The following is a 26,524-nucleotide window of genomic DNA, read 5'->3' on the forward strand; positions in this document are numbered from 1 at the left end:
AATTCAGGCTGTCTTGTAAAGTTTTAATAAGGTTTTATTATGATGTATGAAAAGCGTTCCTGTGGCAGACACTCGACCTGCCTATAGATAAAAACTTAGGGTATGCCTGGATAGTTCCTTATGGAGGAAAGGCTCAATTCCAGCTTGGATACAAAGGGTACATACAACTTGCTTTGCGAACAGGCCAAGTCTGATTTTGGATGGAAAAATGACTGTGATGCGATGGCTCTTAAGACTGTATGAAAAGCAGTTTTGAGCAAGTGGGGGATTCTTTCTAAAAAGCAGTTATTAATGAAGCAGACAATTCAGAAATTATCGATTCCGAGCCTTCGAGCAAAGAAAATACAGAAAACCAAGCGCGCGAGAAGCCGATCCTTTGATGGCAAGCCTGTTCAAGCTTCAACTTTTATTCGAATGGTTCAAGATACGCCAACGATTTTAAGAGTTGCGCTGACTAAGGATCAAAAGTCTGTTCCATCAATTAGCACAGTTAACTTAAGCACAAAAAGAAGTAATTGCTGAAGTTAACATTACCTATGACACACTTGAAAACAACATCGAACAAGAAGTCGCATACAGATGCGACCTCTATCAATTTATATTAATAGAAAGTAACCTTAAGGACTTGCAGCCTTATAGCCGTATATAAACAAATTTAATCGCTCATAACATGTCATCAAACTTAGCCTATTCAATATGGATTCCAATTTAGGAGTTTAAGATCCATTGATGTGCTCATAAATATCTTTCACATCTACCGGACAGTGGGCGAGTAAAATACGTCACTATGCATATGCTGTATTTTTTCCCAGTTGGCGGGATTGGTTGTATCAAAAGAGCGGTGCTCCAGAATGGCTTGATATAGGGCGGTTTTTTGTTCCAAATGGGCAATGTGCTGTTTGGCTTCTTCGAGCTGAGCGAGCGCATCTTCTTTATGCTCCATCATGAGTGTGTACCGTTGTGGGATGGTCGAATCTCCTTCGAGACAGAGATTCACGTACGTTTTAATGTCTTCAATCGGCATTCCGGATTGCCTGAGGCATTTGACGCCAAACAGCCAGTTGATTGATTCTTCATCGAACAAACGGATATTGTTTTTATTGCGCTGTACGCTCGGCACCAGGCCTTTATCCGTGTAAAAGCGCACCGCATGCTCAGTGAGTCCGGTTATCATCGCTGCTTCTTTGACTGTATGCATGTGTAATCCTCCTTTAAAAATTTTTTAAAAAAGTGCTTGCCTTCGTGTTGCACGAAGGTAATAAGCTTATTATAACGCAAACCAGCCGCAGCGGAATTCATTCTGCAGTGCCCGATTTTCGGGATGCGTGCCGTTTGTCGTTCTACATTTGAACAATAGGAGGAATTACAATGCAAACCGTAACATTAAACAACGGAGTGAAAATGCCAATTATCGGCTTCGGTGTATACCAAGTCCCCGATGCTCAAGAATGTGAAAACGCAGTATATGAAGCACTGATGGCCGGTTATCGCCTGATTGACACTGCTTCCGGTTACCTAAATGAGGAGGCAGTCGGACGTGCAATCAAGCGGAGCGGCGTACCGCGTGAGGAGCTGTTCATTACGACCAAGCTCTGGATTCAGGATGCCGGCTATGAAAGTGCCAAGGCGGCATTTTCCAAATCTTTAAATAAGCTGCAGCTGGATTATCTTGATTTATACCTTATTCACCAGCCATACGGCGATTACTACGGCGCTTGGCGCGCGATGGAGGATCTGTACCGCGAAGGAAAAATCAGGGCAATCGGAGTCAGCAACTTCTATCCCGACCGTCTAATGGATCTGATCATGCATAATGAAATCGTGCCAGCCGTCAATCAAGTCGAAACGCATCCATTCTGCCATCAAAAAGAAAGTGCTGCTTTTATGAAAGAGCAGGGAGTTCAACACGAGTCATGGGCACCGTTCGCTGAAGGACGCAATAACATGTTCAGCAACGGCGTGTTGACTTCCATTGCGGAAAAACACAATAAATCCGTCGCCCAGGTCGTGCTGCGTTGGCTTGTTCAGCGTGAAGTCGTTACGATTCCAAAATCGGTGCGCAAAGAACGGATTGTCGAAAACTTTGACATTTTTGATTTTGAGTTGAGCTTAGAGGATATCGAAAAGATTTCCACCCTTGATAAAGGAGAAAGTCTTTTCGGGTCGCACCGAGATCCTGAAATTGTAAAATCGATAGGCGCCATGAAATTCGATCTGTAAGCTTTGTCTAATAAAACAGTTAAGTTTAATGAACTTAAAAGGTTAATCCCATGGATTACACAGAGGATATCGATACTACAACTTAGGGAATTAGAACCTTATCGGGTATGAAAATTATTAGAAAATGCCAAGTTTGTTCATAAGGAAGGGTTAATGCTAAAAAGACTGCGTGCAGCTTACATTATTAACGAAAGAACAATTTGATGAGATGGTTAAACCAGAAAATCTGAAACCTAATATTTGAATCTTTTAAGATAAAAACTAGTTACTAATCAGTAACTAGTTTTTCTTTTTTCCACCGTTGAAAATCACCTCAGTAGGACAAACTTCAGGATGATAGCCATTAGCTGTAAGGTTATCAACCGAGGAACACGGGCTCAAGCATCGGCAGCCAGATCGAGGTCTGCATATAGAAAGCAGGGACTGAAGTATGCCTGTGAAAGATTTTCTGAGGAGTTTTTAGAGCGTCCGGCGTTGAATCGTTTGAGAGAAGACGCAAGTTAAGGACTTATAAGTCAAGTCATTTGATACCAAAATGCAGTAACGAATGAGAAAAATGATTTTCATAACTGTCACATCTCTTTTTCTATATTCTGACTTTATTGATTCTGAGTCACCGGTGGATATTATGCCGGCTGAAGTGATTTCCGTTTCATCTATTGAAATAAGGCTTAATGAAAATGACAAATTAATAATACCTGCTGATTTGATTATTATTCCTATACGGTTGCGCTCTGGAGAAGATGAATAACTGGAAATGAGTGAGAATTTGATGGTTGTCTCCTTAAAAGGCGGGCAATCATTTTTTATTCTCGATAAAATTTAATGATAATAATCCTGAAAAAATAAATAATTGTAAAGACCTAATCTATGCTATAGAATAACTATAATATTTTGAAAATTTCATCCGAGGTGGGTTATGAAAACTATTGGTCTTATTGGCGGAATGAGTTGGGAATCTTCAGCTGAGTATTATCGAATTATCAATGAAGAAATAAAAAAGAAGTTAGGAGGGCTTCACTCGGCAAAATGCCTTTTATACAGTGTTGATTTTAAGGAAATTGAACATTATCAATCCGTAGGGGCTTGGGATAAAGCAGGTGAAGCTTTAGGTCAAGTTGCAAGATCATTAGAAAAAGCAGGTGCAGATTTTATTGTAATATGTACAAATACTATGCATAAAGTTCTTGGATATATCCAAGAAATGATCACTATACCTATTTTGCATATTGCCGATGCAACTGCAGAACAAATTATTAGACAAGACATTCGCTCAGTAGGATTGCTTGGGACTAAATATACGATGGAACAAGATTTTTATAAATCACGTGTTGCGTCTCATGATATTAATGTCATTGTTCCTAATGATGAGGAAAGGGAATTAATAAATAATATTATTTATCAAGAACTGTGTCTGGGTGAAATTAAACAGTCTTCCAAAAACATTTATAAGAAGATCATAAATAATTTGGTAGATAGAGGAGCAGAAGGAATCATTCTTGGATGCACTGAAATTGGACTATTAGTAAAGGCAGACGATTCAAAAGTGCCATTATTTGATACGACTTTAATCCATGCTCAAAAAGCAGTAAATAAATCGCTTTCGATTTCTTCTTAGAAAGATTATTTCTTATATTTTAAAACCGCTCTTTAGGAGCGGTTTTTATTATGGTTCATTCAATCAATAAATGGAGGAACGTTATACGAGTGATCTTATCATGACCCTTTCCTCAGAAATTGAATCTGATGATATTGAAGATGACAGCGAAGTTATAGAGACCTCGCAAACCTACAAAATAGATTTTGAAAATGGCCGTATCACAAATGAATTCATCACAGGCCTTGACGCGATTAAACAGTTTGTATATTTGTCCCTTCATACTGAGCGCTACGCATATTCTGTTTATAGTCATGATTGAAAAAGATAAAATAGAAAAAGCCGGAATGTCAGATCCGGCTTTTCGCTCACTTTCCCTTCTTCTTCCGCTTCTCCTTTTCCGCCCGGTAAAACTCATGAAACATCTTCATCAATGCGCGTTTTTCAATCCGCGACACATAACTCCTTGAAATGCCGAGCTCCTTTGCGATTTCGCGCTGCGTTTTTTCTTTTTTTAGATCAAGCCCGAAGCGGCCGACGATGACTTCTTTTTCGCGGTCGTCTAAAATGTCGATATATTTTTTGACCTTTTCAAGTTCCATGTTGAGCTGAATGGTGTCGATCACATCCTCGCTTTCCGACTTGAGGACATCGATCAGGCTTATTTCATTCCCTTCTTTATCCTGGCCGATCGGATCATGAAGGGAGACGTCTTTTTTCGTTTTTTTCAATGCGCGCAGGTGCATTAAAATCTCATTTTCAATACATCGTGCGGCATATGTGGCAAGCTTCGTGCCTTTTCCGGCTGAGTAGCTTTCAATTCCTTTGATCAGCCCGATTGTACCGATGGAGATCAGATCTTCCGCGTCCTCTCCCGTGTTTTCGAATTTTTTCACAATATGGGCGACTAAACGGAGATTATGTTCGATCAGCATGTTGCGGGCGTGTTCATCTCCTTCAGCCATAAGGTCTAAGTATTTTTTCTCCTCATTATTTGAGAGCGGTTGTGGAAAGGCATTATTTTTCACGTATGATACTAAAAACACAAGTTCTTTCACAATAAACCCGAGCGCTGCAAAAACACCTGTCACCGTCCTCACCTCCACAAAGTTATGTAGGCAATCGCCTATATGTAACTGTATGTGTCGGTAGGGCTGTTTGTGTCTGTACAGGGAAATTAATCAAAATCGGGTTTTATTTCTTACAGCCTCTTGATTTTTGCTGATTGAGCCTGTATATTGTTAAAAAAAGTAAGGGTAAAAACAATATAACCGAAAAGCGCTGAAGAGACGAGTAGACAGATATCATTCATGACAGAGAGCTCCGGGAGCTGTGAAGGAGTATGAATGGATGTGTTGAAACAAACCTCTTAGCTTCGCATCGGAATCATGCAACACGAGGATGATGCGGCGGATACTCCTGTTACCGAGTAAGCTTTGTACCCGGCATGGCCGGCACCAAACCGAATTGAGGTGGCATAGCGGGCTGTTTCCCGTCCTCAAGACTTTATTGTCTTGAGGGCGTTTTTTATTTCTAAGGGAGGGATAAGATGAAAAACCTGAAGTCTTGGCGGTACCCGATGTTTCTGTTAACCGGAATCGGGATAGCAAATATTGGTGAATGGATTTATTTTTTGTCTCTTAATCTTATTGTCTTAAAAGAAACGGGGTCTGCTTTTGCGGTTTCCATCCTTTATTTAATCAGGCCTGCGGCTGTTTTGATGACAAATGGGTGGGCGGGCAGCATCATCGACCGGTGCAACAAACGGAATATGATGATGTCGCTTGATTTCATCCGGGCTGCATTCATTGCCGTTCTGCCGCTGATGTTTACTGCACGGTCTTTATTTTCCGTTTATTGTATTGTATTTTTGATTCAAATGGCCAATGCGATGTTTCGTCCGTGTTCCATGGCGTATGTGACGATGCTTATCCCGGCTGAAAGGAGAAAACGATTCAATTCACTAAGGGCTTTGTCGGAATCAGGGGCTTTTCTCCTCGGTCCGGCTGCGGCCGGGCTGCTTTTTATCGCCGGCACGCCGATTTTTGCGATTTGGGTGAATGCGGCGGCTTTAGTGCTGTCCGGGTTCATCACGATGATGCTGCCGAACCTTGAAAATGAGCCTCACGTACATTCTCCCAGACAGAAGCTTTCTTTGGCAGTGTACAAAGAAGATTGGAAGCTCGTCTATCGCTTCAGCCGAACGGCGCGAGACGTCATGATCATTTATTTTTTATTCAGTCTGGTCATGACCGTTATGCCATCCGCGCTTGATTCGCTTGAAGCCGCTTTTTCAAAAGAAGTTCTTCAGCTGACTGATGCCGATTACGGTTTTCTCGTCAGTGTCTCAGGGGCAGGGGTTATTGCGGGGGCGCTTGTCAATGTGTTCTTTAATAAAAAAATGCCGGCTTCTTTATTGATGGGAATGGGCTCTTTATTCACAGCGGTTGGATATATGATTTATGCGTTTTCTGACGTTTTTTGGACGGCTGCTTTCGGATTTTTCCTTCTCGCTTTTTTTCTGGCGTTTGCCAATACGGGATTTCAGACGTTTTATCAAAAAAATGTTCCGGTGGACATTATGGGGAGAGTGGGGAGCTTTTATTCATTAGTCGAAGCCGTCTTCATTATAGTGGTAACGGCGGTTTTCGGAGCGGCGGCTGTCAGTTCTTCCGTCCGCGGCATCGTCCTCGCAGGGGCTGCTGTTATGCTGGCGTTGGCAGCCGTTTTATGCTCGTTCTTATTTGCAGCCTCAAAAAGGAGGACTCCCGATGTATTTCAAGCGGATCAATGTAAACAAACATAAAGAGACGGCCGTTTCATTTCGTGAGGATTCGTTTTTCGTCAGCTTTGGCACGGCGGATCATTTTAATAAGGATGAATATCTCAGATGGCTGTCATCCCAAATCAAATGCTTTCCCGACGGTTTTATGCTGCTTCTTCATAACGGGCAGCCGATCGGACAGCTTGAAGCTTCCATCAAATTTTACCGCAGCCAAAAAATCGGTTATGTGCACCTTTACTATATGACTGAGCAGCAGAGGGGAAGAGGGAGCGGAACAAAACTGCATCAATACGCGAATCAGTTTTTCAGAGCGAACGGTGTTTCGGAATATCACCTGAGAGTTTCGCCGGGCAATGAAGCGGCTTTGTCATTTTACAGAAAGAAAAACATGGAAGTGATCGGTTCAGAATGTAACGGAAAAGTTCTCAGAATGAGAGGAGCCGTACCGCCGGAATAGGGGGCGGTACGCGTTTCATTTTCTCGTTGTTTTTAAAAGGCCGGGAAACTTCTTATAAATGACCGCCATTAAGACGAGCATATACATTCCGTAAATCCCGAAAGACAGCAGTTTGTTGCTTGTAAATGAAGCGCCTGCGACGGTCACGATCACAATGTTCGGAATTTTGCCGAGCACCGACGCAGAAAAAAAGATCGGCCATCGTATGTTACTCAGCCCGCAGACGGTATTCATGGCAAGCGACGGTATAATCGGAATCAGCCGCCCGAAAAGCACCGCCGTAAACGCGTGCTGATGAAATGAATCTTCATATTGAGCCGCGGCCGGGTAAGCCACCAGCTTTTTTCTGGCCCAGTCTCTGAATCCGTACCGGACGAGAAAAAACAATGCCATTGTTCCGAGCATCGCGCCTGACAATGTAATCCACACTCCGTTTACAATCCCGAAAACCGCTCCGTTTAAGGCTGCGATAATGGCGAATGGAACGATCGGAAAAAATACGTCAGCTGCGACCAGAAGGATACTCATAAGCACGGCGTACATGCCGCCCGCGCGAATCATGCTGAGCCAGACGTCTTTTTGCATAAAGCCGATCATCACGACAGCAATGATGACGGCAAGACTGAATCCCTTTTTTATCATCTGTACGTTCACCTCTTTTCAATTAGTATACAGCACAAATCTATCTCCTTCTATTAAAATAAGCTGTCCGATAAGCGTACTTGTTTATCAGCATTTGCCGTTTGATGAGAAACGGCTGCACCCGGATTTGGACAAAAACAAGCGGGAAGCGGGGATGTACATCATTTGATGCAGAGAATGATTTTTTATAAAAGGGGACACGTTAACAGTAGTGTTTACTGGAGGTGTAAACGTTGAGATGCTTTCATCTGATCATCATGATATGCGTTCTCACGAGTCTCACTGCCGTGTCCGCCGATGCGAAATCTTTAAAAAGAAGTGACATGGAGAAGACGGGAAACGTGTACTGGGATATAAGGTCTGAAAAAAAGAAGCTATCTTTAACCTTCGATGACGGCCCCCATCCTGTCTATACGGAGGCTGTGTTAGACGTGCTGAAACAGCACAATGTTAAAGCAACCTTTTTTTGTATCGGGAGCCGTATAGACAAATACCCCATAACGGCAAAACGCATCGTTGAAGAAGGACATGAAATCGGCAACCATACGATGAACCATGTTTATTTTCACCGTTTAAAACGCAAAGACATTTTACAAGAGCTTCACAGCTCCGCGCATCATATCAGATCGCTGCAGCCGGAAGGGGACAAGTTATTCCGCCCGCCGGGAGGGTCGTTGAATCAGACGGCTTTCAAAAGCATCTTAAAAGAGGGCTATCATATCATCATGTGGTCATGGAACCAAGATCCGAGGGACTGGAAAAGGCCCGGAAAAGGAAAAATCGTCAGGCACGTTGTTTCACATGCCAGAGATGGAGATATCGTTCTTCTGCATGACGGCGGAGGAAACCGGCGCCAGACGGTGGAGGCTTTGAAAGAAATCATTCCCCAGCTGAAAAAGCAGGGCTACACGTTTGTTAAGGTTTCGGATTTGATCGGACAGGATTCCGGTCCTTTTCATATCCAGTAAAGAGAGCGCCGCGTTGAAAGCCGCCAAAGAGATGTGTACCATAGGAGGTAAGGTTTGGAGGGAGAGAAAATGAAGTTTGCTGTTCTTTTTATTACGATAACCTGTCTGTTATCAGGATGCGCTGCGGGCAAAGAGAAAAGTGTTGTCGCGTTCGGCGACAGCAATACGCGCGGTTCCAACTGGGATTATCGTGATTATCCGAAGGCGCAGCAGTGGGTAAACATTTTAAAAACAGCGGAACGCGGCCGTCTTACGGTTATAAATGCGGGAATAGGCGGCCAGACGACTGAGGATGCGCGCCTGCGCTTTCAAAGCGATGTGCTGGAGCGTAAGCCCCAATATTTATTTATCATGTTCGGAACAAATGATGCGGGCATTTTGACGGGAGATCAGCCGCGAGTATCAAAGAAACGGTTTAAAGAAAACCTGACTTATTTCATAAACGAAAGCAGAAATCACGGCATAAAGCCGATTTTAATGACGTGCATCCCGGTTATAGAAGGAAACGGAACGCATCATCTCTATTACTATTCGAGATATAAAGCCTCAGCCTTTAAAGAAAAAGGCGGCGCGAGAAAATGGCATAATTCCTATAACGGCGTTACGAGGCAGGTTGCAGCTGAGTTGAAAGTGCCGCTGGTGGATAACTGGAAACACTTTATACGCGCGGACGGCGGCAAAGATACAGACCGGGCGCTGATCCAATCCGGACTGATAGATCCCTCCGGAAATCATATGACGCCAAAAGGCGCCAGAATCTTAATTGAAGGCATAAAAAATGGGCGGGTTTTGGAACGCTGACGCCGTCAGCTGCCTAAACCGTTTTGCTTCTGCTTCATAGGCTGTAGAAAAAACATCTTTTGGAGGCGATTGCTATGAACCGCGGTTTCCCTCCGCAATATCCTGTATGCCCGCCTCCTCGGGTGAATGCGGGGTACTGGTACGCATTTTTTGTTGTGCTGCTCGTCGTCATTCTCGTCCTGGGCGGTCTGTATTGGTTCAATATATAGCAGCCATCCTCTTAAACACCTCTATTTTAGGGGTGTTTTTTGTTGAAAGTGGTAGTAATGCGCATAACCGAAGTGATATAATATCAGTCATCTGAGTAAAAAAAGGAAATTCGCCCGGGAATTTTTTTCTGTTTAAGAGGAAACGGAAATAATGTGTCCGAGCGATCTTCTTTTGATTTCGTTTTCAATTAACTCGATAAATTCACGGCTCAAATTCATTTCATTGGCTTTGAAATAAGATTCTATTAGTAATTCATCAGAAAGCTTTCTCATGCCGGGGACCCAATTAATGGGAGTGGCACCTCCTTACAATTGTAATCAATCATCAGACGCAAGCATATGATGGAAGGTTGCGTTTCAATCATGGTGAGGTTATCTTTAATCTACCATGAAATACAAATAAGAACAATCGTTCTGTTATCCACACTCGTAAGTGGATAACTTGTTAGTATCTTGTTTATAATCTGGATAAATCCGGATGTAATAAGAGTGGATAATGTGTGTAATTTTATCCACAACTGGTGAAGAAACCCAATTTTTGTCGAAATTTTTTTACCGAGTCCGACTTTGTTTTTAAATCTGACAGGTTTCGACATATAGATGATAGAAAGAAAAGGAAGGGTGCGGGTTTTGTTAAAAAAGTTTTTTTTACCTGACGAATTTGTGAAAAATATATTTCATATCACACCGGAAAAGCTCAAAGAACGCAATGTGAAAGGGATTATTACAGACCTTGACAACACGCTTGTGGAGTGGGACAGACCGAGTGCGACACCTCGATTAATCGAGTGGTTTGAAGAAATGAAGGAGCACGGCATTAAAGTCACGATCGTCTCCAATAATAATGAACGAAGAGTGAAATTATTCTCGGAGCCGCTTGGCATACCGTTTATTTATAAGGCAAGAAAACCGATGGGACGCGCCTTTAAAAGAGCCGTCAGCAGCATGGATCTGAAAAAAGAAGACTGTGTGGTCATCGGCGATCAGCTGCTTACTGATGTTCTCGGCGGAAACAGAAACGGGTATCATACGATCCTCGTCGTGCCTGTCGCTTCCTCTGACGGAGTCATGACGCGCTTTAACCGCCGGATTGAACGGAGAATATTGAGTTCTTTGAAACGTAAAGGCCATATTCAGTGGGAGGATTAGAAATGGAAAAGGTTGTTTGCATCGGCTGCGGAGTAGCGATCCAGACCGAGGATAAACAAGGTCTCGGATACGCGCCAAAGGCATCGCTCACGAAAGAGAATGTCATCTGCCAGCGCTGCTTCAGACTGAAAAATTACAATGAAATTCAAGATGTTTCATTAACGGATGATGACTTTTTAAATATCTTGCACACAATCGGCGATACTGACTCTCTTATTGTCAAAGTCGTTGATATTTTTGATTTTAACGGAAGCTGGATAAACGGGCTGAACCGCTTTGTCGGCGGTAATCCGATTATTCTTGTCGGTAATAAGGCCGATATCCTGCCGAAATCCGTAAAACGGGAACGCCTCGTTCAATGGATGAAACGCGAAGCGAAAGAATACGGCTTAAAACCCCTTGATGTCTCTTTAATCAGCGCTTCCCGCGGACAAGGGATGAAAGAAGTCATTGACGCCATTGAACATTATCGCGAAGGGCGCGATGTGTATGTGGTGGGCTGTACCAATGTCGGCAAATCCACATTTATCAACCGGATTATTAAAGAGGTTTCAGGGGAAGAGAATATTATTACCACCTCTCAATTTCCGGGCACGACACTTGACGCGATTGAAATCCCGCTTGATGACGGATCTGCACTTTATGATACGCCGGGAATCATTAACCATCACCAGATGGCGCATTACGTGGACAAGCGTGACTTAAAGGTGCTGACACCGAAAAAAGAACTGAAGCCGCGCACTTTTCAGCTGAATGAAAAACAAACGCTTTATTTCGGCGGGCTTGCCCGGTTTGACTATGTATCAGGCGATAAAACGGCGTTTGTCTGCTATATGCCGAATGAATTGATGATTCACAGAACAAAGCTTGAAAATGCTGATGCCTTATACGAAAAGCATGCGGGAGAACTGCTTACCCCGCCCGGAAAAGATCATTTGGATGAATTTCCGGAGCTTACGCCCCACACGTTTACGATTAAAGAAGGAAAGACGGATATCGTTTTTTCCGGTCTCGGCTGGGTCACGGTGCAGCAAGCAGATAAAAAAATAACGGCATACGCTCCGAAAGGCGTACACGTATTTGTCCGCCGTTCATTAATATAGAGAGAAGGGGAGAGGGAGCATGAAACAATTGTACGGAGTAATCGGAAATCCGATCGGGCATTCAATGTCACCCGATATTCATAACGCGGCTTTGCAAGATAAAAACATCAACGGGCAGTATTTTGCGTTTCAGGTGGAACCTCATCATCTCAAGGACGCCGTTAACGGAATCAAGGCGCTTGGCATCTGCGGAGTGAACGTCACAGTCCCGCATAAAGTCGCGATCATGGAGCATCTGGATGAAATACATGAAAGCGCGAAAGTACTTGGGGCCGTAAATACCGTCAAAAGAGAGGGAGACAGGCTCATCGGGTATAATACTGACGGAGATGGGTTTTATAAATCCTTAGTCAAAGTATTGGACAAATCGATATCAGAGCTCTCCATCCTCATGATTGGGGCGGGAGGAGCGGCAAGAGCGATTTTTACAACGATCGTCCGCAGAGAGCCGAAACAATTTGACGTTTGCAACCGCACGCCGGAAAAAGCAGAAAGTCTGATTGCGGCTGCTCCCTCTTTTCAGCAGAAACGCGCCCTTACTTTAAAAGAAGCTGAAAATCAGCTTGAACAATATGACGTCATTATTCATACAACATCTGTCGGCATGTATCCGAAAACGGATGCCGTGCCGCTCTCATTGGAACGGGCCAAAACGGGCGCCATCGTTTGTGATATCGTATACAACCCGATTCAAACGGCGTTCTTAAAAGAAGCTGAAAAAAGAGGTTTAACAACCCTTGACGGTGTCGGCATGTTTGTGGAACAGGCCGCACTGTCTTTCAAGCTGTGGACGGAACAAGAGCCTGACAGCGGCTTAATGAGAGCGATTGTTGAAGGAAAACTAGGAGGAACACAATGTTAACAGGAAAACAAAAACGGTTTTTGCGTTCAAAAGCGCATCACTTAACGCCTATTTTTCAAGTGGGAAAAGGCGGAGTCAACGAAAACATGGTGAAACAGATTGCCGAGGCTTTAGAAGCAAGAGAGCTGATTAAAGTCAGCGTGCTTCAAAACTGCGAAGACGATAAAAATGATGTCGCAGAAGCCCTTGTGAAAGGCAGTCGTTCACAATTGGTGCAGACGATCGGAAATACGATCGTATTGTATAAGGAATCAAAGGAAAATAAACAAATCGAGCTTCCGTAAGGTGGTTGACATGAAGAAAATCGGAATATTCGGGGGCACATTTGACCCTCCGCACAACGGACATCTTCTGATGGCTAATGAAGTCCTTCATCAGGCGGAGCTCGATGAGATTTGGTTTATGCCAAATAAAATCCCTCCGCATAAGCAGAATGGAGACTTTACAGACAGCCGGCACCGGGTGGAGATGCTGAAGCTTGCCATCAGCTCTAATTCCGGCTTTAAGCTTGAGCTTGCGGAAATGGACCGGAAAGGCCCTTCTTATACCTATGATACCGTCCGTTTGCTGAAGGAGCGGCACCCGAACGACAAGCTTTTCTTTATTATCGGGGCGGATATGATTGAATATCTGCCGAAATGGTACAAACTGGACGAACTGCTCACGCTCATTCAATTTATCGGAGTGCGGCGCCCGGGGTATCATATTGAGACCCCGTACCCGCTGCTTTTTGCCGACGTTCCGGAATTTGACGTTTCGTCAACGATGCTGAGAGAACGTCTCAAAGCAAAAAAGCCGACGCAATACTTAATGCCGGATAAAGTGAGGCAGTATATAGAGGAGAATGATTTATATGAATCGTGAGGAAGCACTTGCCTGCGTCAAAGAACAGCTGACCGAGCATCGCTACATCCACACAATCGGCGTGACAGATACGGCGGTTATTCTCGCAGGCCGGTTCGGAGCAGATCCGAAAAAAGCGGAAATGGCGGCTATTTTTCATGATTATGCGAAATTCCGGCCGAAAGAAGAAATGAAGCAGATCATCGTGCGGGAAAAAATGCCGGCTGAGCTCTTGGATTACAATGCCGAGCTGTGGCATGCCCCTGTGGGAGCGTATTTGGCTGAGAAAGAAGCGGGGATCACTGATCCCGAGATCTTGGATGCAATCCGCTATCACACGTCAGGGCGTCCCGGAATGACCCTTTTAGACAAAGTCATCTACGTTGCGGATTACATTGAACCCGGCCGCCATTTTCCCGGAGTGGAAGAGGTGCGCCGTCTGGCGGAAACAGATCTGAACGAAGCGCTCATACAAGCGATGAAAAATACAATGATATTTCTGATGAACAAAAACCAGCCGGTCTTTCCGGAGACGTTTGCAACCTATAACTGGCTGGTGTCTCAAAAACGACAGGAGGAATATGGAAAATGAATCAAGCTTCCGTATTAAAAATCGCGGCAAAAGCATGCGACGATAAACGTGCAGAAGATATTTTAGCGCTGGACATGGAAGGAATCTCACTTGTAGCGGATTACTTTTTAATCTGCCACGGGAATTCTGATAAACAGGTTCAGGCCATTGCGCGCGAAATTAAAGATCAGGCAGAAGAAAACGGCATTGATGTCAAAAAGATGGAAGGGTTTGATGAGGCCCGCTGGGTTTTAGTTGATCTCGGCGACGTCATTGTCCACGTTTTCCATAAAGATGAAAGAAGCTACTATAATCTTGAAAAGCTATGGGGCGACGCGCCGCTCGCAGAGCTTGAACTCGGCTTGAACTCATGATTTACCAAGGCTTCGCCGGTGTATATGACGAGTTAATGTCCCATGCGCCGTATGATGAATGGGCGGGCTGGATCGAAGCGTCTCTTCCGGAAAAGGGAAGGGTGCTTGATCTTGCCTGCGGAACCGGAGAAATATCCATCAGGCTTGCTGAAAAAGGCTGCGAAGTCACGGGGATTGATTTGAGTGAAGATATGCTGAGCTGTGCCCAGCAGAAAAAAACAGGAAAGCCGATTCTTTTTCTCCAGCAGGATATGAGAGAGCTTTCCGGTTTTGAAGAACAGTTTGATGCCGTAGTCATCTGCTGTGATTCCCTAAATTACTTAAAAACGAAAAATGATGTCTTAAGCACCTTCAAAAGTGTTTTTCAAGTTTTGAAGGAGGGCGGCCTGCTTCTGTTTGACGTCCATTCCCCGTATAAAATGACGGAGCTTTTTCCGGACAGCACCCATGCGGATCAGGATGAGCAGATCAGCTATATCTGGCAAAGCTTTGCCGGCGATGAAGAGCTTTCTGTCATCCATGATATGTCCTTTTTCGTATGGAACGGACAATCTTATGACCGCTATGACGAGACGCATGAGCAAAAAACATTTTACATTGAAGAATATAAACAAATGCTTGCAGAGACCGGATTTGAATTGAAGAAAGTGACGGCTGATTTTACAGACCGGCCTCCTTCAACAGAGTCTGAACGTCTTTTCTTTACGGCAGGCAAACCAAAAACCATCGTTTAAACGGAACGATGGTTTTTAAAATGCATTTTTTGCGATTGGCGCGATAAAGCTCTTTATGGCATACTCAGTTACACGTGAAATTGCTTCTTCACTAACGATATATCTTCATCGTATTTGTCATGTGTACGCTGAAAGACACGATTGAACATATCCTGAACACCGCTTTCGAGAGCCTTCAGTCCTTCTCCGGTGACGCCGCCTTTTACGCATACTTTTTCCTGCAAGGCGGGAAGCGTGTAATGCCCCGTTTCAAGAAGCTTTCCGAGACCGACAAGCATTTCTGTCGACATAATCACGGCTTCTTCTTTGGTGATGTCCGTTTCTTCCACTGCCGCGTCAATAAAGCGCTGAACGAGATAACTCATAAAAGCGGGTCCGCAGCTGACAATGTCTGACGCCGCTCTTGTAATGCCGCTGCTGATTTCCACAGGTTTTGAAATATGAGTGAACAGCGTTTGAATATCCGCTTTTGCAGACTCGCTGCAGCTTTTGCCGAACGTAACAAGCGAGACGCCGGCCAAGGCGCGGTTCGTAATGCTCGGAATGACGCGGGCCGTCTGACACGGAACCGTATGTTCAATCTGATCCGTCTGAACGGGGCTGGTAATGGAGATTAAAATGTGATCTTTCCGTAAATGCGGTGTGAGTTTTTTCAGCAAAGGATATATATCCAGTGGTTTTACACAAATGAATATTATTTCATTATCCTGTACGAGCTTTTCCTGATCCTCGGTGACATGGATGCCGCTGAAACGTTCTTTTAGTTTTAATGCTTTTTCGATTGTTCTGTTTGTGATGGTGATATGTGAGGGATCGGCAGCGTTTGATTCGATAAACGATTCAATCAGGATCGTTCCCATGTTTCCGGTGCCGATAAAGCCTATTTTCAATGAATTCCCCTCCTTTTTCCCTTAATCCTCTAAACCTTATGCGGGGAGGCAATGCAATATGACGAAAGCGATGATGACGGAGCGGCTGCGGCGGAACCTGAAAATTCTGGGCGCTTGTCTTGCGGCAGGGGCGGTTTTTATCTGTATTTGGCTGTTTCGTTCTGAAAAGGAAGAGCCGGTCAAACAGCAGTCCGTGCTCGGCCAAACAGCCTCGGCATCCGTCGCGGACAAAAAAGACACCGCAGACGATAAGATTATGATTGATGTGAAAGGTGCGGTCCGAAATCCCGGCGTGTATGAAATGAAAGCGGGAGACAGAGTGACGCAAGCCATTGAAAAAGCCGGAGGCCTGAAGAAAAAGGCGGATGAATTGAATGTTAATTTAGCAGAGCAGCTGCAGGACGGGACGATTGTTTATATTCCGAGTGAAGGCGAAGAAGAGAATCACCCGAAAACAGCAGCGGGTGAAAAGGAGAATGCAGCTGTCAATATCAATACGGCATCTTTGGACGAACTTCAGGCGATTTCCGGGGTGGGGCAGAAAAAAGCGGAAGCCATTATCGCCTACCGAGAAGAAAACGGACGGTTTCAGACTGCTGAAGATTTGATGAATGTATCAGGCTTTGGAGAAAAGTCATTTGAGCGGATAAAAACTTCCATTACGGTAAAGTGAATTGACGGTTCTGCTTAAATCTATGTAAACTTAGAAAAGCAACAAGACTTTTTGGAGGGAACACTTGTGGAACGAATCTCATGGAATCAATATTTTATGGCGCAAAGCCATTTGCTGGCGCTGAGAAGCACATGTCCGAGACTGTCAGTCGGGGCAACCGTAGTCAGAGATAAGCGGATGATTGCCGGCGGATACAACGGCTCAATTGCCGGCGGCGTCCATTGCGCTGATGAAGGATGCCTTTTAATAGATAATCATTGCCAGAGGACCATACATGCAGAGATGAATGCGATTCTGCAATGTTCTAAGTTCGGTGTTCCGACGGAGGGCGCCGAAATTTATGTGACGCATTATCCTTGTATTCAATGCTGCAAATCAATTATCCAGGCAGGCATCAAAACGGTCTATTATGCCGAAGATTACAAAACACAGCCTTATGCAAAAGAGCTGTTCAGCCAAGCCGGAGTCAAGGTGGAGCAGGTCGAACTTGATGAAATGATCATCGATCTGAAAAACCGCGAAAAATTGTCTTTTGTAGCAGGTCTGATTCAGCAATTATCTGATGCGGGAGTTAAGGCAGATGAACTGAAAAAAATTCATGAACAGGCCAATGAGCTGTTTACCAGTTACGTATAAATGAAATATAAATACCTTCTTCTGCCTCTGGCGGCGGTTTCTGCAACTGCGGGAATTGCCGCCGCTCATGTCTTCTGGGTTCTGCTCCTTTTTCTTCTGTATCTTCTCTTTATTATGATAAAAACAAAGCAGCATGCTCCGGTTATTGTCTGCCTCGTTTCTTTTTGTCTTTATTTCTTTCTTTATACGGTTTGTGACGCTGCGAATGTAACGCGGTATCAGGCCGGCAGTTATACTGAACAGGTCGTCATCACTAACATTCCGAAGGTTGACGGAGCGAAAATGTCAGCCGTTATCCGTACACATGACAAGGAAAAATGGGCGGCTTCGTACAAAATCCGGTCTCTTGAGGAAAAGAGACTCATTGAACAGCTTGAACCGGGGATGCGCTGCACGTTTACAGGCTCTCTGGAGCAGCCTGCACATGCGACGGTTCCCGGAGGTTTTGATTATAAGGAATATCTTTACTCTCAGCAGATTCACTGGTTATTTTCCGTGACTTCCATTCAGCAGTGTGAAAAATCCAAACAGCCGCTGTTTAAACTGCTGAACATCAGAAAAAATTTGATTTCGATCATTCGGAATCACGTGCCTGAATCTTCCGCCGGAATTGTTGAAGCGCTGACCTTAGGTGAAAGATTTTCTATAGAGGACGATATACTGAGTGCATATCAAAATTTGGGAGTCGTTCATTTAATGGCGATTTCCGGAATGCATGTCGGTCTTATTACGGCGGGATTATTTTATGCTCTGATCAGAATCGGGCTGACAAGAGAAAAAGCGGGAATTTTGCTGCTGTTGTTTTTGCCGGTGTATACGCTGCTGAGCGGTGCCGCCCCATCCGTATTGCGCGCATCCCTCATGCTGGGGTTTTATATCGCCGGAACTCTTGTTAAACGCGGCATTCATTCCTCCGCTGCATTGTCCCTGTCTTATCTGCTGCTCCTGCTGTTTAATCCTTACTTCCTTTGGCAGGCGGGCTTCCAGCTTTCCTTTGCGGTAAGCGCCTCTTTAATTCTGTCATCCTCCATTTTAAAGAAAGCAGGGAAAAGCAGACTTGCCGGGCTTGCGATGGCTTCATTCATTGCGGAGCTCAGCTCACTTCCGTTTCTTCTCTATCATTTTCAGCAAATTTCACTTGTCAGTTTTCCGATGAATATGGTGATGGTGCCATTTTATACGTTATTTGTCATTCCGGTTTCTGTCATCGGTTTCCTTCTTCTTTTACTTTCAGGGCAGATGGGAGAATGTTTGTTTGATATGTTCGACCTTGTGATGAAGCCTGTACATGATTTCATTACATATGCGGCATCCGTTGATTTATTTACTATGATTGTGTCAAAGCCTGACTTTCTTTCCCTTCTTCTGCTTGCGGTTTCCGTTTTTACTCTTTTTGCGGCTTTGGAAAAGGGAGGTTTTTTAAAACTCAGGAAATCGGTTCTTTTTTTCTGCGCGGTTTTGGCTTATTTAATATGCCGTCCGTATTTCAGTCCATGGGGAGAAGCGGATATGCTTGATATCGGGCAGGGAGACTCACTGTTTATAAGCGCGCCGCACCGCAAAGGGACCGTAATGGTTGATACAGGGGGAGTGATTGCTTATCCCGGAGAATCATGGAAAGAAAAACGCCACCCGTATTCTATCGGCGAGAAGGTTTTGATTCCGTTTTTAAACGGAAAAGGGGTGAAAAAGCTGGATGCGCTGATTTTAACCCATGCGGATCAAGATCACATCGGAGAAGCCGGAGTGTTAATCAAAAATCATAGAGTCAAACGGTTAATTGTCCCCGTGGGATTCGTAAAAGAACCGAAGGATCAGAACATATTAAATATGGCGAAAGAAAACAACATTCCCGTTGCCGAAGCAAAGCGGGGCGACACCATTACAGCCGGTGATCTTCAGTTTCAGGTGCTGTCTCCGGAGTCGTCTGACGGAAGGAGTAAAAATGATTCGTCACTGGTGCTTTGGACGGTTTTAAGCGGAGTGAGCTGGCTTTTGACGGGAGATTTAGAATCGGACGGCGAAACGGAAGTGCTGAAAACGTATCCGAATCTGAAGGCTGATATATTGAAGGCGGGTCATCACGGCAGCAAAAGCTCAACGAGTGAAGCCTTTTTGAAACAGCTTCAGCCGGAAGCGGCGCTGATTTCAGCAGGAAAAGAGAATCGATACCATCATCCGCATGAAGAAGTGCTGGATCGTTTGAAGGCGTACTCTGTCAATGTGCTTCGCACCGATATCAGCGGAACGATTCAATACAGATTTAAAAAAGGCGCCGGAACGTTTTCCGTCTTCCCTCCATATGATATAGAAGAAATCAGGGCGCAAGAAGTAAAAAAGACTGCCGATTGACAGCAGCCCGGAATGCGGCTAAGAGCCGATAAGATGGATGGCTGTTGCCATCACGAACAAAAAGGCGAAAAATCCGAAGGACACGACAAAACCGACAGCTGAGTCAACAGCATCATTTCGTTTGCTTTGAACGTTTTTTTCAAAATCATTCAATTTCATCCCTCCTGACTTCCCTAAGTATACTGGAATTGTTTTGAAAAATCTAGAAGTGATGGTAACGTTTTCTGTTCTTGTGATTATCGCCTTTTTACAAGCAGACCCGGGAGCTTGTGAATCAGGCGTTTATTATAAATGAGGAAGCTGTCCTTAAAGCTTCCTCTTTACTATTTGCCGAACTCAATTTAGGATAGAAGGGGATCAAGAAAGAGAGGAAGTCATACGATCATGGTATTTGATGTTTGGAAAGCCCTGAAAAAAGGGGATGTCCGCTCCGTTTATTGTTTATATGGAAAAGAAACGTATCTGCTCCAAGAAACTGTCAGCCGGATCAGACAAGCTGTCGTTGATGAGGAGACAAAGGATTTTAACCTGTCTGTTTTTGATCTTGAAGAAGATCCGCTTGACCAGGCCGTAACCGATGCGGAAACGTTTCCGTTTATGGGAGAGAAGCGGCTGGTCATCGTAAAAAATCCGTCTTTTTTAACAGGGGAAAAAAAGAAAGAAAAAATAGAGCATAATACAGCCGCTCTGGAGACTTATCTGAAGGAGCCTGCACCTTACACGGTCTTTGTGATTGTGGCTCCGTATGAGAAGCTGGACGAACGGAAAAAGCTGACGAAAGCGCTGAAGCAAAAAGCCCTTATGATTGAAGCTAAGGAGCTGAATGCAAAGGAGACGACTGATTTTACGATTAATCTGGCGAAATCCGAAAATAAAATGATCGATACAGAAGCTGCCGAGCATTTGGTTCTGCTTGCAAACGGCCATCTGTCTTCCATATATCAGGAAATACAAAAACTCTCCGCCTACACCGGTAACAGACATGAGATCACACTTGAAGATGTCCGGGAGCTCGTCGCAAGAAGTTTGGAGCAGAATATTTTTGAGCTGATCAACAAAATCGTGAACCGAAAACGGACGGAAAGTCTTCAAATATTTTATGATCTTTTAAAACAAAACGAAGAACCGATCAAAATTATGGCGCTGATCGCCAACCAATTCCGTCTGATTATGCAGACGAAGTATTTTGCGGGACAAGGATACGGCCAAAAGCAAATCGCTTCCAACTTAAAGGTGCACCCCTTCCGGGTAAAGCTGGCGATGGATCAGGCGAGGCTTTTTTCTGAAGAAGAGCTGCGGCGTATTATAGAAAGACTCGCAGTGATGGATTATGAAATGAAAACGGGGAAAAAGGACAAGCAGCTCTTGCTGGAGCTCTTTCTCCTTGAGCTTCTCCGGACTGAATGAAAAAAACGATCCCCGTTACAGGGATCGTTTTTGTATTATGCAGAAAGTCCGTTCACTTGTTTCGCAAGTCTAGATTTGTATCGAGCTGCGGCATTTTTGTGTACAAGACCTGTTTTCACTGCTTTATCAATGCGTTTCGCTGCTTCAGAAAGAGCAGTTTTCGCTTTATCCGCTTCGTTGTTAGCAACAGAAGCTTCAACTTGTTTGATTGCAGTACGCATAGCAGATTTGATTGTCGCGTTATGAGCGCGGCGTTCGTTGTTTGTTTTTGTACGTTTAATCGCTGATTTAATGTTTGGCATGTGTTTCACCTCCTAAGATACAACCTGTAGCACAGTGTCTTAAGGTTAAATCTTCTTCACAATAGAACAAATTGTATTCTATCAAACAGAACTTTAGATTGCAATATAAATGTAAAGTATTTTTCGTTGATGGGTAAATTCGCATGATTCGTTTTGTAAATGGTCACACTATATACCACGATGATTGAAGGAGGTCTTTCCTGTGAAAAACAACGAACTGGATGTCAATCAATTTCTGATACGGACGGATTTAGCGGTAGAAACGAAACAGGCGGTAAAAGACGGACAAGCCGGTCAGACAAAAGAAATAAACGGGTTTATTGAAAAAGAACGCGACAAGGGCGGCATTAAAGTCAGAACCGTCGATATTACCAAAGAAGGCGCCGAGCTATCGGGGAAAAAGCAGGGACGCTATGTCACGATCGAGGCTCAAGGGGTTCGGGAACACGACTCTGACATGCAGGAAAAAGTAACGGAAGTGTTTGCCGAGGAATTTTCCGCCTATCTGTCGGCATTAAAGATTCCAAAGGATGCAAGCTGTTTGATCGTCGGTCTCGGCAACTGGAATGTGACGCCGGATGCGCTCGGCCCTCTCGTGACCGAAAACCTTCTTGTGACAAGGCATCTGTTCAGGCTTCAGCCGGAAAACGTACAGGAAGGGTACAGGCCGGTCAGCGCGCTTGCTCCCGGTGTGATGGGATTAACGGGAATTGAAACGAGCGATATTATTCAAGGTGTGATCAAAGAATCAAAGCCGGATTTTGTGATTGCGGTAGACGCTCTTGCGGCAAGAGCCGTTGAAAGGGTGAACACGACCATCCAATTTTCTGATACGGGCATTCACCCGGGATCAGGCGTCGGCAATAAGAGAAAAGAATTAAGCAAGGAAACGCTCGGCATCCCCGTCATCGCAATCGGGGTACCGACTGTCGTTGATGCGGTTACGATCGCGAGCGATACGGTGGATTATATATTAAAGCATTTCGGCAGAGAGATGAAAGATGACAGCCCGTCAAGATCTCTGGTGCCCGCCGGAATGAACTTCGGCAAAAAGAAGGTGCTGACAGACGAAGACCTTCCCGGAGAAAAAGAACGCCAATCCTTTCTCGGTATTGTCGGCACACTGGACGAAAACGAAAAACGCCAGCTGATTCACGAAGTGCTCTCTCCGCTCGGCCATAATCTGATGGTCACACCGAAGGAGATTGACACCTTTATTGATGATATGGCGAACGTGCTTGCAAACGGGTTAAACACCGCCCTTCATGAAAAAGTGTCACAAGATAACAAAGGCTCTTATAATCATTAAAATGGTTCTACCTCCTCTAGCTTGTTCATAGAGTAATTACTAGACAAGCGCTGGAGGGATTCAAATCATGAGAAAAAAACGCAGAAACCGTCAAATTGTCGTTGCAGTAAACGGTGGAAATGCGCTCAAGGGCATGTTTTTGTTTATGACAAGCCTTATCGTTATTTTCGTATTATCGGGTGTGCTCACATCGCTTCGCCCTGAACTGAGGCTTTCTTCGGATTCTCTTCACGGAATTGCCGGAGAACTTCCGGGTGACGCGTTTGCACACCTCCTCGGTATGGAAAATCATTATTTCGCCTCAGAGCTTCCTGAAAAAGACTCTTTTCAGCTGTCCCGGCTTTCCTTAAAACTGGCGACAAGTATTAATATGGAAGACCCGCGGAGTTTCTTGGGACGTGAGCTGCCGGGATTTGCCCAATACGATACGGAGATCCTTCTGGCGGGGCAGGGGACGGATTATACGAATATGCCTGCTGAATCTCCGCCGCCGTCGAAGGTGATGGAAAAAGAAAAAGAAGTGAACCTGGCAGAAATCGAAAACAAAACGAAAAAAGAAGAAACGGCGCCGCCGAAACATTCAACAGGCAGCAAAAAAGTCGTTTTTATTTACCACACTCATAATACCGAATCCTATCTTCCTCTGTTAAAGGGGGAAACAAATCCGGATAACGCCCGCCATTCGAAGGCCAATGTCACGCTTGTCGGAGATATGTTCGGAAAAGCGCTTGAAGCGCAAGGTGTAGGAGCGACCGTAGATAAAACCGACATTCAGGCCCGCCTGAACAAAGACGGCTTAAATTATGCGCGAAGCTATGACGAATCAAGGCCGGTCGTAAAAAGCGCGCTCGCCAAAAATAAAAACCTGCAATATACCATAGACATTCACCGGGATTCCCGCCGCAAGAAAAATACGACAGCCGACATCAAAGGAAAAAGCTATGCCAGAGTCGCCATCGTCGTCGGCAAAAAAAGCGCTAATTTTGAAGAAAACTATAAACTCGCAAGTGAACTTCATAAGCTGATGGAGAAAAAATACCCCGGCTTAAGCGTCGGTGTTTTATCAAAAGGCTCTCCGGGAGATAATGGAGTATACAACCAAGATTTAAACGATCGGTCGCTTCTGCTGGAATTCGGGGGCGTGGATAACAATCTTGAAGAACTGAGGCGCGCATCAGATGCCGTGGCCGATGTGTTCAGCGAACTGTACTGGGATGCAGAAAAGGTCAGTTCGCAATCAGGAGAGAAGAAAAAACAATAGAAATCAGGTGATTCAAATGATCCGTTTTACCGGCAAATGCCTGCTGATCGCCATTGTCATGTTTTTCGGCGTTTTGTTCGGCATGCAGCAGGCAAACAGCGGAATGCTTGATATGAAAGGATACAAAGATCCCTCCTTAAAAGGAGCATTCACGCTCGGCGGCGGAGAAGGACAGGAAAAAGAAGCTTCCATTTTGGGACAAACCGTTACGGCGAAAGATCTGGAAGAAAAACAAAAACAGCTGGAACAGGCGGAAACCTTCAACCTGTTTTCAAAAGCCGGAGAAACCCTTTCAAATACCGTGACGGACTCGGCGCAGGCGATGTACGAGTGGGTTTCGAAACTGAACCGTTAGCATTGATGAAGAGAAAAGCGGATGATTCCTTAAAGGAAGCTTTTCTCTTTCTTGTTTTAATTGAATGTTTACAATCCTATTGATATAATCTAAGCTAGTGTATTTTGCGTTTAATAGTAGGAGTGATAGATTGTGACAGATAAAGAAAAGCGTTTAGAGAGGCAGTCAAGAATCCGGAATTTCTCCATCATCGCCCACATAGACCACGGCAAATCGACCTTGGCGGATCGGATTTTAGAAAAAACATCGGCGATCACCCAGCGGGAAATGAAAGAACAATTGCTTGATTCAATGGACCTTGAACGCGAACGGGGAATTACCATCAAATTAAATTCCGTTCAGCTGAAATACAAAGCAAAAGACGGAGAAGAATATATATTCCATCTCATCGACACGCCCGGACACGTCGACTTTACATATGAAGTTTCGCGAAGCCTGGCTGCCTGTGAAGGCGCGATTCTCGTTGTTGATGCGGCTCAGGGAATAGAAGCGCAGACATTGGCGAACGTCTATCTGGCGCTTGATAATGATCTTGAGATTCTTCCTGTCATTAATAAAATCGATCTTCCGAGCGCAGAGCCAGAACGTGTGCGTCAAGAGGTTGAGGACGTTATCGGCCTTGACGCTTCAGACGCCGTCCTCGCTTCAGCGAAAGCGGGCATCGGCATCGAAGACATTTTAGAACAGATCGTAGAAAAAGTGCCGGCTCCCGCGGGAGATCCGGAAGCTCCGCTGAAAGCGCTCATCTTTGACTCGCTTTATGACGCGTACCGCGGAGTCGTCGCGTATATCAGAGTCGTAGAAGGAACGGTCAAACCGGGCCAGAAAATTAAAATGATGGCAACCGGAAAAGAGTTTGAAGTCATTGAAGTCGGCGTCTTTACGCCGAAAGCGCAGCCGGCTGACGAATTGACAGTCGGTGACGTAGGCTATTTGACAGCCGCAATCAAAAACGTCGGCGACACCCGTGTCGGTGATACGATCACGAGCGCGGTTAAGCCTGCGGCAGAAGCGCTTCCGGGCTACCGCAAACTCAATCCGATGGTATACTGCGGACTTTATCCGATTGACACAGCCAAATATAATGATTTGCGTGAAGCTCTGGAAAAACTTGAATTGAACGATTCATCTCTTCAATACGAGGCGGAGACGTCACAAGCCCTCGGCTTCGGTTTCCGCTGCGGTTTTTTAGGAATGCTTCACATGGAAATCATTCAAGAGCGGATTGAACGGGAATTTAAAATTGACCTTATTACGACCGCGCCGAGCGTTATTTATGACGTTTATATGACGGACGGCGAAAAGATCATCGTGGATAACCCGTCAAACATGCCTGACCCGCAAAAAATAGAGCGGGTGGAAGAACCTTATGTCAAAGCGACGATGATGGTTCCGAACGATTACGTCGGAGCGGTTATGGAGCTTTGTCAGGGGAAACGGGGCAACTTTATCGATATGCAGTACTTAGACGCCAACCGGGTCAGCATTGTATATGAGATGCCTCTTGCGGAAATCGTATATGAATTTTTTGATCAGCTGAAATCCAGCACGAAAGGGTACGCCTCTTTCGATTACGAGCTGATCGGCTACAAACCGTCCAAACTCGTCAAAATGGATATTATGCTGAATGCAGAAAAAATTGATGCGCTGTCGTTTATCGTGCACCGCGATTACGCATACGAGCGCGGGAAAGTCATCGTCGAAAAATTGAAAGAATTGATTCCCCGCCAGCAATTCGAAGTGCCCGTACAGGCAGCGATCGGACAGAAAATCGTGGCCCGCTCAACCATTAAGGCCATGCGGAAAAACGTCCTTGCAAAATGTTACGGAGGAGACATCTCGCGGAAACGGAAGCTTCTTGAAAAACAAAAAGAAGGAAAACGCCGGATGAAGCAGGTCGGCTCGGTAGAAGTGCCGCAGGAAGCGTTTATGGCCGTTCTTAAAATGGATGACAGCCCGAAAAAATAACGGAAGCCGCCGCAGTCCCGCGCTGCGGCTTCTTTCTGTAAAGAAGAAGGTGTTTC

Annotated in this window: 30 protein-coding genes and 7 pseudogenes; 30 read left to right on the plus strand and 7 right to left on the minus strand. The window is 44.8% G+C overall.

The features are described from left to right. Positions 1 to 53: 53 nt before the first annotated feature. Both OVA33_RS12085 and OVA33_RS12090 read left to right on the plus strand, forming a co-directional pair. Positions 54 to 393: pseudogene (locus OVA33_RS12085) on the plus strand (recombinase RecT); the annotation flags it as partial. Next, positions 388 to 568: pseudogene (locus OVA33_RS12090) on the plus strand (phage major capsid protein); the annotation flags it as partial. The pseudogenes OVA33_RS12085 and OVA33_RS12090, both read left to right, overlap by 6 nt. A gap of 186 nt (positions 569 to 754) precedes the next feature. Here the strand turns inward: OVA33_RS12090 and OVA33_RS12095 are convergent. Then, a complete protein-coding gene (locus OVA33_RS12095; protein WP_013352974.1) occupies positions 755 to 1,198 on the minus strand; it encodes a MerR family transcriptional regulator in 444 nt (147 codons plus the stop codon). A gap of 170 nt (positions 1,199 to 1,368) precedes the next feature. On the opposite strand from OVA33_RS12095, the gene OVA33_RS12100 reads away from it, so the two are divergent. The 6 genes and pseudogenes from OVA33_RS12100 to OVA33_RS12125 form a co-directional block, all read left to right on the plus strand. Then, on the plus strand, positions 1,369 to 2,220 hold the full coding sequence (locus OVA33_RS12100) for an aldo/keto reductase (RefSeq protein WP_063636717.1): 852 nt from the start codon (positions 1,369 to 1,371) through the stop codon (positions 2,218 to 2,220). Positions 2,221 to 2,223: 3 nt separating this feature from the next. Next, positions 2,224 to 2,331 (plus strand): winged helix-turn-helix transcriptional regulator, encoded by a 108-nt coding sequence (locus OVA33_RS12105; protein ID WP_076984016.1) that lies wholly within the window; start codon positions 2,224 to 2,226, stop codon positions 2,329 to 2,331. Between the two features lie 272 nt (positions 2,332 to 2,603). Then, positions 2,604 to 2,721: pseudogene (locus tag OVA33_RS12110) on the plus strand (hypothetical protein); the annotation flags it as partial. Positions 2,722 to 2,776: 55 nt separating this feature from the next. Then, positions 2,777 to 3,046, plus strand: a pseudogene (locus OVA33_RS12115) (DUF2577 family protein). Positions 3,047 to 3,139: 93 nt separating this feature from the next. Then, positions 3,140 to 3,838 (plus strand): aspartate/glutamate racemase family protein, encoded by a 699-nt coding sequence (locus tag OVA33_RS12120; protein WP_063636716.1) that lies wholly within the window; start codon positions 3,140 to 3,142, stop codon positions 3,836 to 3,838. A gap of 100 nt (positions 3,839 to 3,938) precedes the next feature. Then, a pseudogene (locus tag OVA33_RS12125) lies at positions 3,939 to 4,136 on the plus strand (DUF2634 domain-containing protein); the annotation flags it as partial. Positions 4,137 to 4,185: 49 nt separating this feature from the next. Here OVA33_RS12125 and sigK read toward each other — a convergent pair. Next, positions 4,186 to 4,908, minus strand: coding sequence for an RNA polymerase sporulation sigma factor SigK (sigK, locus tag OVA33_RS12130; RefSeq protein ID WP_007408248.1), 723 nt, complete (start codon positions 4,906 to 4,908; stop codon positions 4,186 to 4,188). 458 nt (positions 4,909 to 5,366) lie between these two features. On the opposite strand from sigK, the gene OVA33_RS12135 reads away from it, so the two are divergent. Next, the gene (locus tag OVA33_RS12135; protein WP_063636715.1) at positions 5,367 to 6,623 is read left to right on the plus strand and encodes an MFS transporter; all 1,257 of its coding nucleotides are present in this window, start codon (positions 5,367 to 5,369) and stop codon (positions 6,621 to 6,623) included. Then, the gene (locus tag OVA33_RS12140) at positions 6,589 to 7,059 is read left to right on the plus strand and encodes a GNAT family N-acetyltransferase (protein WP_063636714.1); all 471 of its coding nucleotides are present in this window, start codon (positions 6,589 to 6,591) and stop codon (positions 7,057 to 7,059) included. Before OVA33_RS12135 ends, OVA33_RS12140 begins: the two co-directional genes overlap by 35 nt. 15 nt (positions 7,060 to 7,074) lie before the next feature. On the opposite strand, the gene OVA33_RS12145 is transcribed toward OVA33_RS12140, so the two are convergent. Beyond that, positions 7,075 to 7,701, minus strand: a complete 627-nt coding sequence (locus OVA33_RS12145) for a TVP38/TMEM64 family protein (protein WP_017418184.1) — start codon at positions 7,699 to 7,701, stop codon at positions 7,075 to 7,077. A 233-nt stretch (positions 7,702 to 7,934) separates the two neighbouring features. On the opposite strand from OVA33_RS12145, the gene OVA33_RS12150 reads away from it, so the two are divergent. The 3 genes from OVA33_RS12150 (at position 7,935) to OVA33_RS12160 (ending at position 9,679) form a co-directional block, all read left to right on the plus strand. Then, complete coding sequence (locus tag OVA33_RS12150) at positions 7,935 to 8,669, plus strand: polysaccharide deacetylase family protein (RefSeq protein ID WP_013352949.1); 735 nt, start codon at positions 7,935 to 7,937, stop codon at positions 8,667 to 8,669. A gap of 69 nt (positions 8,670 to 8,738) precedes the next feature. After that, positions 8,739 to 9,470, plus strand: coding sequence for an SGNH/GDSL hydrolase family protein (locus OVA33_RS12155; RefSeq protein WP_025649828.1), 732 nt, complete (start codon positions 8,739 to 8,741; stop codon positions 9,468 to 9,470). A gap of 74 nt (positions 9,471 to 9,544) precedes the next feature. Continuing rightward, complete coding sequence (locus tag OVA33_RS12160; protein WP_003152848.1) at positions 9,545 to 9,679, plus strand: hypothetical protein; 135 nt, start codon at positions 9,545 to 9,547, stop codon at positions 9,677 to 9,679. 132 nt (positions 9,680 to 9,811) lie between these two features. Here the strand turns inward: OVA33_RS12160 and OVA33_RS12165 are convergent, their stop codons facing one another. Further along, on the minus strand, positions 9,812 to 9,952 hold the full coding sequence (locus OVA33_RS12165) for a sporulation histidine kinase inhibitor Sda (RefSeq protein ID WP_003152850.1): 141 nt from the start codon (positions 9,950 to 9,952) through the stop codon (positions 9,812 to 9,814). Positions 9,953 to 10,309: 357 nt separating this feature from the next. Between OVA33_RS12165 and OVA33_RS12170 the strand changes: the two genes are divergently transcribed. From OVA33_RS12170 to OVA33_RS12205, 8 genes are read left to right on the plus strand one after another with little or no spacing between them, the layout of a single operon-like run. Then, the gene (locus OVA33_RS12170; protein WP_007408254.1) at positions 10,310 to 10,828 is read left to right on the plus strand and encodes a YqeG family HAD IIIA-type phosphatase; all 519 of its coding nucleotides are present in this window, start codon (positions 10,310 to 10,312) and stop codon (positions 10,826 to 10,828) included. Between the two features lie 2 nt (positions 10,829 to 10,830). Then, positions 10,831 to 11,931 carry a ribosome biogenesis GTPase YqeH gene (gene yqeH, locus OVA33_RS12175; RefSeq protein ID WP_128974108.1) on the plus strand — a complete coding sequence of 367 codons (1,101 nt, stop codon included), beginning with the start codon at positions 10,831 to 10,833 and terminating at the stop codon, positions 11,929 to 11,931. Positions 11,932 to 11,950: 19 nt separating this feature from the next. Then, positions 11,951 to 12,793, plus strand: coding sequence for a shikimate dehydrogenase (gene aroE / locus OVA33_RS12180; protein ID WP_017418183.1), 843 nt, complete (start codon positions 11,951 to 11,953; stop codon positions 12,791 to 12,793). Beyond that, entirely contained in the window at positions 12,787 to 13,077 is a 291-nt protein-coding gene (gene yhbY, locus OVA33_RS12185) for a ribosome assembly RNA-binding protein YhbY (protein ID WP_003152858.1), read from the plus strand. Before aroE ends, yhbY begins: the two co-directional genes overlap by 7 nt. Positions 13,078 to 13,087: 10 nt before the next feature. Beyond that, entirely contained in the window at positions 13,088 to 13,657 is a 570-nt protein-coding gene (locus OVA33_RS12190; RefSeq protein ID WP_017418182.1) for a nicotinate-nucleotide adenylyltransferase, read from the plus strand. Next, positions 13,647 to 14,228, plus strand: coding sequence for a bis(5'-nucleosyl)-tetraphosphatase (symmetrical) YqeK (yqeK, locus tag OVA33_RS12195; RefSeq protein WP_017418181.1), 582 nt, complete (start codon positions 13,647 to 13,649; stop codon positions 14,226 to 14,228). Before OVA33_RS12190 ends, yqeK begins: the two co-directional genes overlap by 11 nt. Then, positions 14,225 to 14,581 (plus strand): ribosome silencing factor, encoded by a 357-nt coding sequence (gene rsfS / locus OVA33_RS12200; RefSeq protein WP_003152864.1) that lies wholly within the window; start codon positions 14,225 to 14,227, stop codon positions 14,579 to 14,581. Before yqeK ends, rsfS begins: the two co-directional genes overlap by 4 nt. Continuing rightward, on the plus strand, positions 14,578 to 15,315 hold the full coding sequence (locus tag OVA33_RS12205) for a class I SAM-dependent DNA methyltransferase (RefSeq protein ID WP_014305450.1): 738 nt from the start codon (positions 14,578 to 14,580) through the stop codon (positions 15,313 to 15,315). The genes rsfS and OVA33_RS12205 overlap by 4 nt, the downstream gene beginning before the upstream one ends. 68 nt (positions 15,316 to 15,383) lie before the next feature. Here the strand turns inward: OVA33_RS12205 and comER are convergent, their stop codons facing one another. Next, complete coding sequence (comER, locus tag OVA33_RS12210; protein ID WP_014305449.1) at positions 15,384 to 16,205, minus strand: late competence protein ComER; 822 nt, start codon at positions 16,203 to 16,205, stop codon at positions 15,384 to 15,386. Between the two features lie 58 nt (positions 16,206 to 16,263). On the opposite strand from comER, the gene OVA33_RS12215 reads away from it, so the two are divergent. The 3 genes from OVA33_RS12215 to OVA33_RS12225 all read left to right on the plus strand — a co-directional run bounded on the left by OVA33_RS12215 (position 16,264) and on the right by OVA33_RS12225 (position 19,866). Next, a complete protein-coding gene (locus tag OVA33_RS12215; protein ID WP_013352942.1) occupies positions 16,264 to 16,878 on the plus strand; it encodes a helix-hairpin-helix domain-containing protein in 615 nt (204 codons plus the stop codon). Positions 16,879 to 16,944: 66 nt separating this feature from the next. Next, positions 16,945 to 17,514: a ComE operon protein 2 gene (locus OVA33_RS12220; RefSeq protein ID WP_003152868.1), complete on the plus strand. Its 570-nt coding sequence runs from the start codon at positions 16,945 to 16,947 to the stop codon at positions 17,512 to 17,514. Next, entirely contained in the window at positions 17,515 to 19,866 is a 2,352-nt protein-coding gene (locus OVA33_RS12225) for a DNA internalization-related competence protein ComEC/Rec2 (RefSeq protein ID WP_025649830.1), read from the plus strand. A gap of 18 nt (positions 19,867 to 19,884) precedes the next feature. Here the strand turns inward: OVA33_RS12225 and OVA33_RS12230 are convergent, their stop codons facing one another. Then, positions 19,885 to 20,019, minus strand: coding sequence for a YqzM family protein (locus tag OVA33_RS12230; protein WP_003152870.1), 135 nt, complete (start codon positions 20,017 to 20,019; stop codon positions 19,885 to 19,887). A 40-nt stretch (positions 20,020 to 20,059) separates the two neighbouring features. Between OVA33_RS12230 and OVA33_RS12235 the strand changes: the two are divergent. Continuing rightward, a pseudogene (locus tag OVA33_RS12235) lies at positions 20,060 to 20,211 on the plus strand (hypothetical protein). 39 nt (positions 20,212 to 20,250) lie between these two features. Continuing rightward, positions 20,251 to 21,346 (plus strand): annotated as a pseudogene (holA, locus tag OVA33_RS12240) (DNA polymerase III subunit delta). Here holA and rpsT read toward each other — a convergent pair. After that, positions 21,309 to 21,575 carry a 30S ribosomal protein S20 gene (gene rpsT, locus OVA33_RS12245; protein WP_003152876.1) on the minus strand — a complete coding sequence of 89 codons (267 nt, stop codon included), beginning with the start codon at positions 21,573 to 21,575 and terminating at the stop codon, positions 21,309 to 21,311. The pseudogene holA and the gene rpsT overlap by 38 nt on opposite strands. 202 nt (positions 21,576 to 21,777) lie before the next feature. Here rpsT and gpr point away from each other — a divergent pair, with 202 nt between their 5' ends. From gpr to lepA, 4 genes are all read left to right on the plus strand, one after another. Next, positions 21,778 to 22,884, plus strand: a complete 1,107-nt coding sequence (gpr, locus tag OVA33_RS12250) for a GPR endopeptidase (protein WP_003152878.1) — start codon at positions 21,778 to 21,780, stop codon at positions 22,882 to 22,884. A 67-nt stretch (positions 22,885 to 22,951) separates the two neighbouring features. Beyond that, positions 22,952 to 24,145: a stage II sporulation protein P gene (gene spoIIP / locus OVA33_RS12255; RefSeq protein ID WP_007612673.1), complete on the plus strand. Its 1,194-nt coding sequence runs from the start codon at positions 22,952 to 22,954 to the stop codon at positions 24,143 to 24,145. Between the two features lie 16 nt (positions 24,146 to 24,161). Then, positions 24,162 to 24,500, plus strand: coding sequence for a YqxA family protein (locus OVA33_RS12260; protein WP_007408270.1), 339 nt, complete (start codon positions 24,162 to 24,164; stop codon positions 24,498 to 24,500). Between the two features lie 132 nt (positions 24,501 to 24,632). Then, positions 24,633 to 26,468 (plus strand): translation elongation factor 4, encoded by a 1,836-nt coding sequence (gene lepA, locus OVA33_RS12265; RefSeq protein WP_013352938.1) that lies wholly within the window; start codon positions 24,633 to 24,635, stop codon positions 26,466 to 26,468. The last annotated feature ends 56 nt before the right edge of the window (positions 26,469 to 26,524 follow it).

The organism is Bacillus sp. KICET-1, assembly GCF_027721405.1.
In the GTDB taxonomy this organism is placed as follows: domain Bacteria; phylum Bacillota; class Bacilli; order Bacillales; family Bacillaceae; genus Bacillus; species Bacillus velezensis.

What these genes read in the sequence shown, in the direction of transcription:
- OVA33_RS12205 (WP_014305450.1), top strand. Translation starts at nt 14,578, where the DNA reads ATGATTTACCAAGGCTTCGCCGGTGTATATGACGAGTTAATGTCCCAT.
- OVA33_RS12135 (WP_063636715.1), top strand. Translation starts at nt 5,367, where the DNA reads ATGAAAAACCTGAAGTCTTGGCGGTACCCGATGTTTCTGTTAACCGGA.
- yqeH (WP_128974108.1), top strand. Translation starts at nt 10,831, where the DNA reads ATGGAAAAGGTTGTTTGCATCGGCTGCGGAGTAGCGATCCAGACCGAG.
- OVA33_RS12215 (WP_013352942.1), top strand. Translation starts at nt 16,264, where the DNA reads ATGACGAAAGCGATGATGACGGAGCGGCTGCGGCGGAACCTGAAAATT.
- OVA33_RS12120 (WP_063636716.1), top strand. Translation starts at nt 3,140, where the DNA reads ATGAAAACTATTGGTCTTATTGGCGGAATGAGTTGGGAATCTTCAGCT.
- rpsT (WP_003152876.1), bottom strand. Translation starts at nt 21,575, where the DNA reads ATGCCAAACATTAAATCAGCGATTAAACGTACAAAAACAAACAACGAA.
- yqeK (WP_017418181.1), top strand. Translation starts at nt 13,647, where the DNA reads ATGAATCGTGAGGAAGCACTTGCCTGCGTCAAAGAACAGCTGACCGAG.
- OVA33_RS12260 (WP_007408270.1), top strand. Translation starts at nt 24,162, where the DNA reads ATGATCCGTTTTACCGGCAAATGCCTGCTGATCGCCATTGTCATGTTT.
- OVA33_RS12140 (WP_063636714.1), top strand. Translation starts at nt 6,589, where the DNA reads ATGTATTTCAAGCGGATCAATGTAAACAAACATAAAGAGACGGCCGTT.
- OVA33_RS12165 (WP_003152850.1), bottom strand. Translation starts at nt 9,952, where the DNA reads ATGAGAAAGCTTTCTGATGAATTACTAATAGAATCTTATTTCAAAGCC.
- OVA33_RS12145 (WP_017418184.1), bottom strand. Translation starts at nt 7,701, where the DNA reads ATGATAAAAAAGGGATTCAGTCTTGCCGTCATCATTGCTGTCGTGATG.
- OVA33_RS12225 (WP_025649830.1), top strand. Translation starts at nt 17,515, where the DNA reads ATGAAATATAAATACCTTCTTCTGCCTCTGGCGGCGGTTTCTGCAACT.
- OVA33_RS12095 (WP_013352974.1), bottom strand. Translation starts at nt 1,198, where the DNA reads ATGCATACAGTCAAAGAAGCAGCGATGATAACCGGACTCACTGAGCAT.
- rsfS (WP_003152864.1), top strand. Translation starts at nt 14,225, where the DNA reads ATGAATCAAGCTTCCGTATTAAAAATCGCGGCAAAAGCATGCGACGAT.
- yhbY (WP_003152858.1), top strand. Translation starts at nt 12,787, where the DNA reads ATGTTAACAGGAAAACAAAAACGGTTTTTGCGTTCAAAAGCGCATCAC.
- OVA33_RS12100 (WP_063636717.1), top strand. Translation starts at nt 1,369, where the DNA reads ATGCAAACCGTAACATTAAACAACGGAGTGAAAATGCCAATTATCGGC.
- aroE (WP_017418183.1), top strand. Translation starts at nt 11,951, where the DNA reads ATGAAACAATTGTACGGAGTAATCGGAAATCCGATCGGGCATTCAATG.
- OVA33_RS12160 (WP_003152848.1), top strand. Translation starts at nt 9,545, where the DNA reads ATGAACCGCGGTTTCCCTCCGCAATATCCTGTATGCCCGCCTCCTCGG.
- OVA33_RS12190 (WP_017418182.1), top strand. Translation starts at nt 13,088, where the DNA reads ATGAAGAAAATCGGAATATTCGGGGGCACATTTGACCCTCCGCACAAC.
- OVA33_RS12155 (WP_025649828.1), top strand. Translation starts at nt 8,739, where the DNA reads ATGAAGTTTGCTGTTCTTTTTATTACGATAACCTGTCTGTTATCAGGA.
- spoIIP (WP_007612673.1), top strand. Translation starts at nt 22,952, where the DNA reads ATGAGAAAAAAACGCAGAAACCGTCAAATTGTCGTTGCAGTAAACGGT.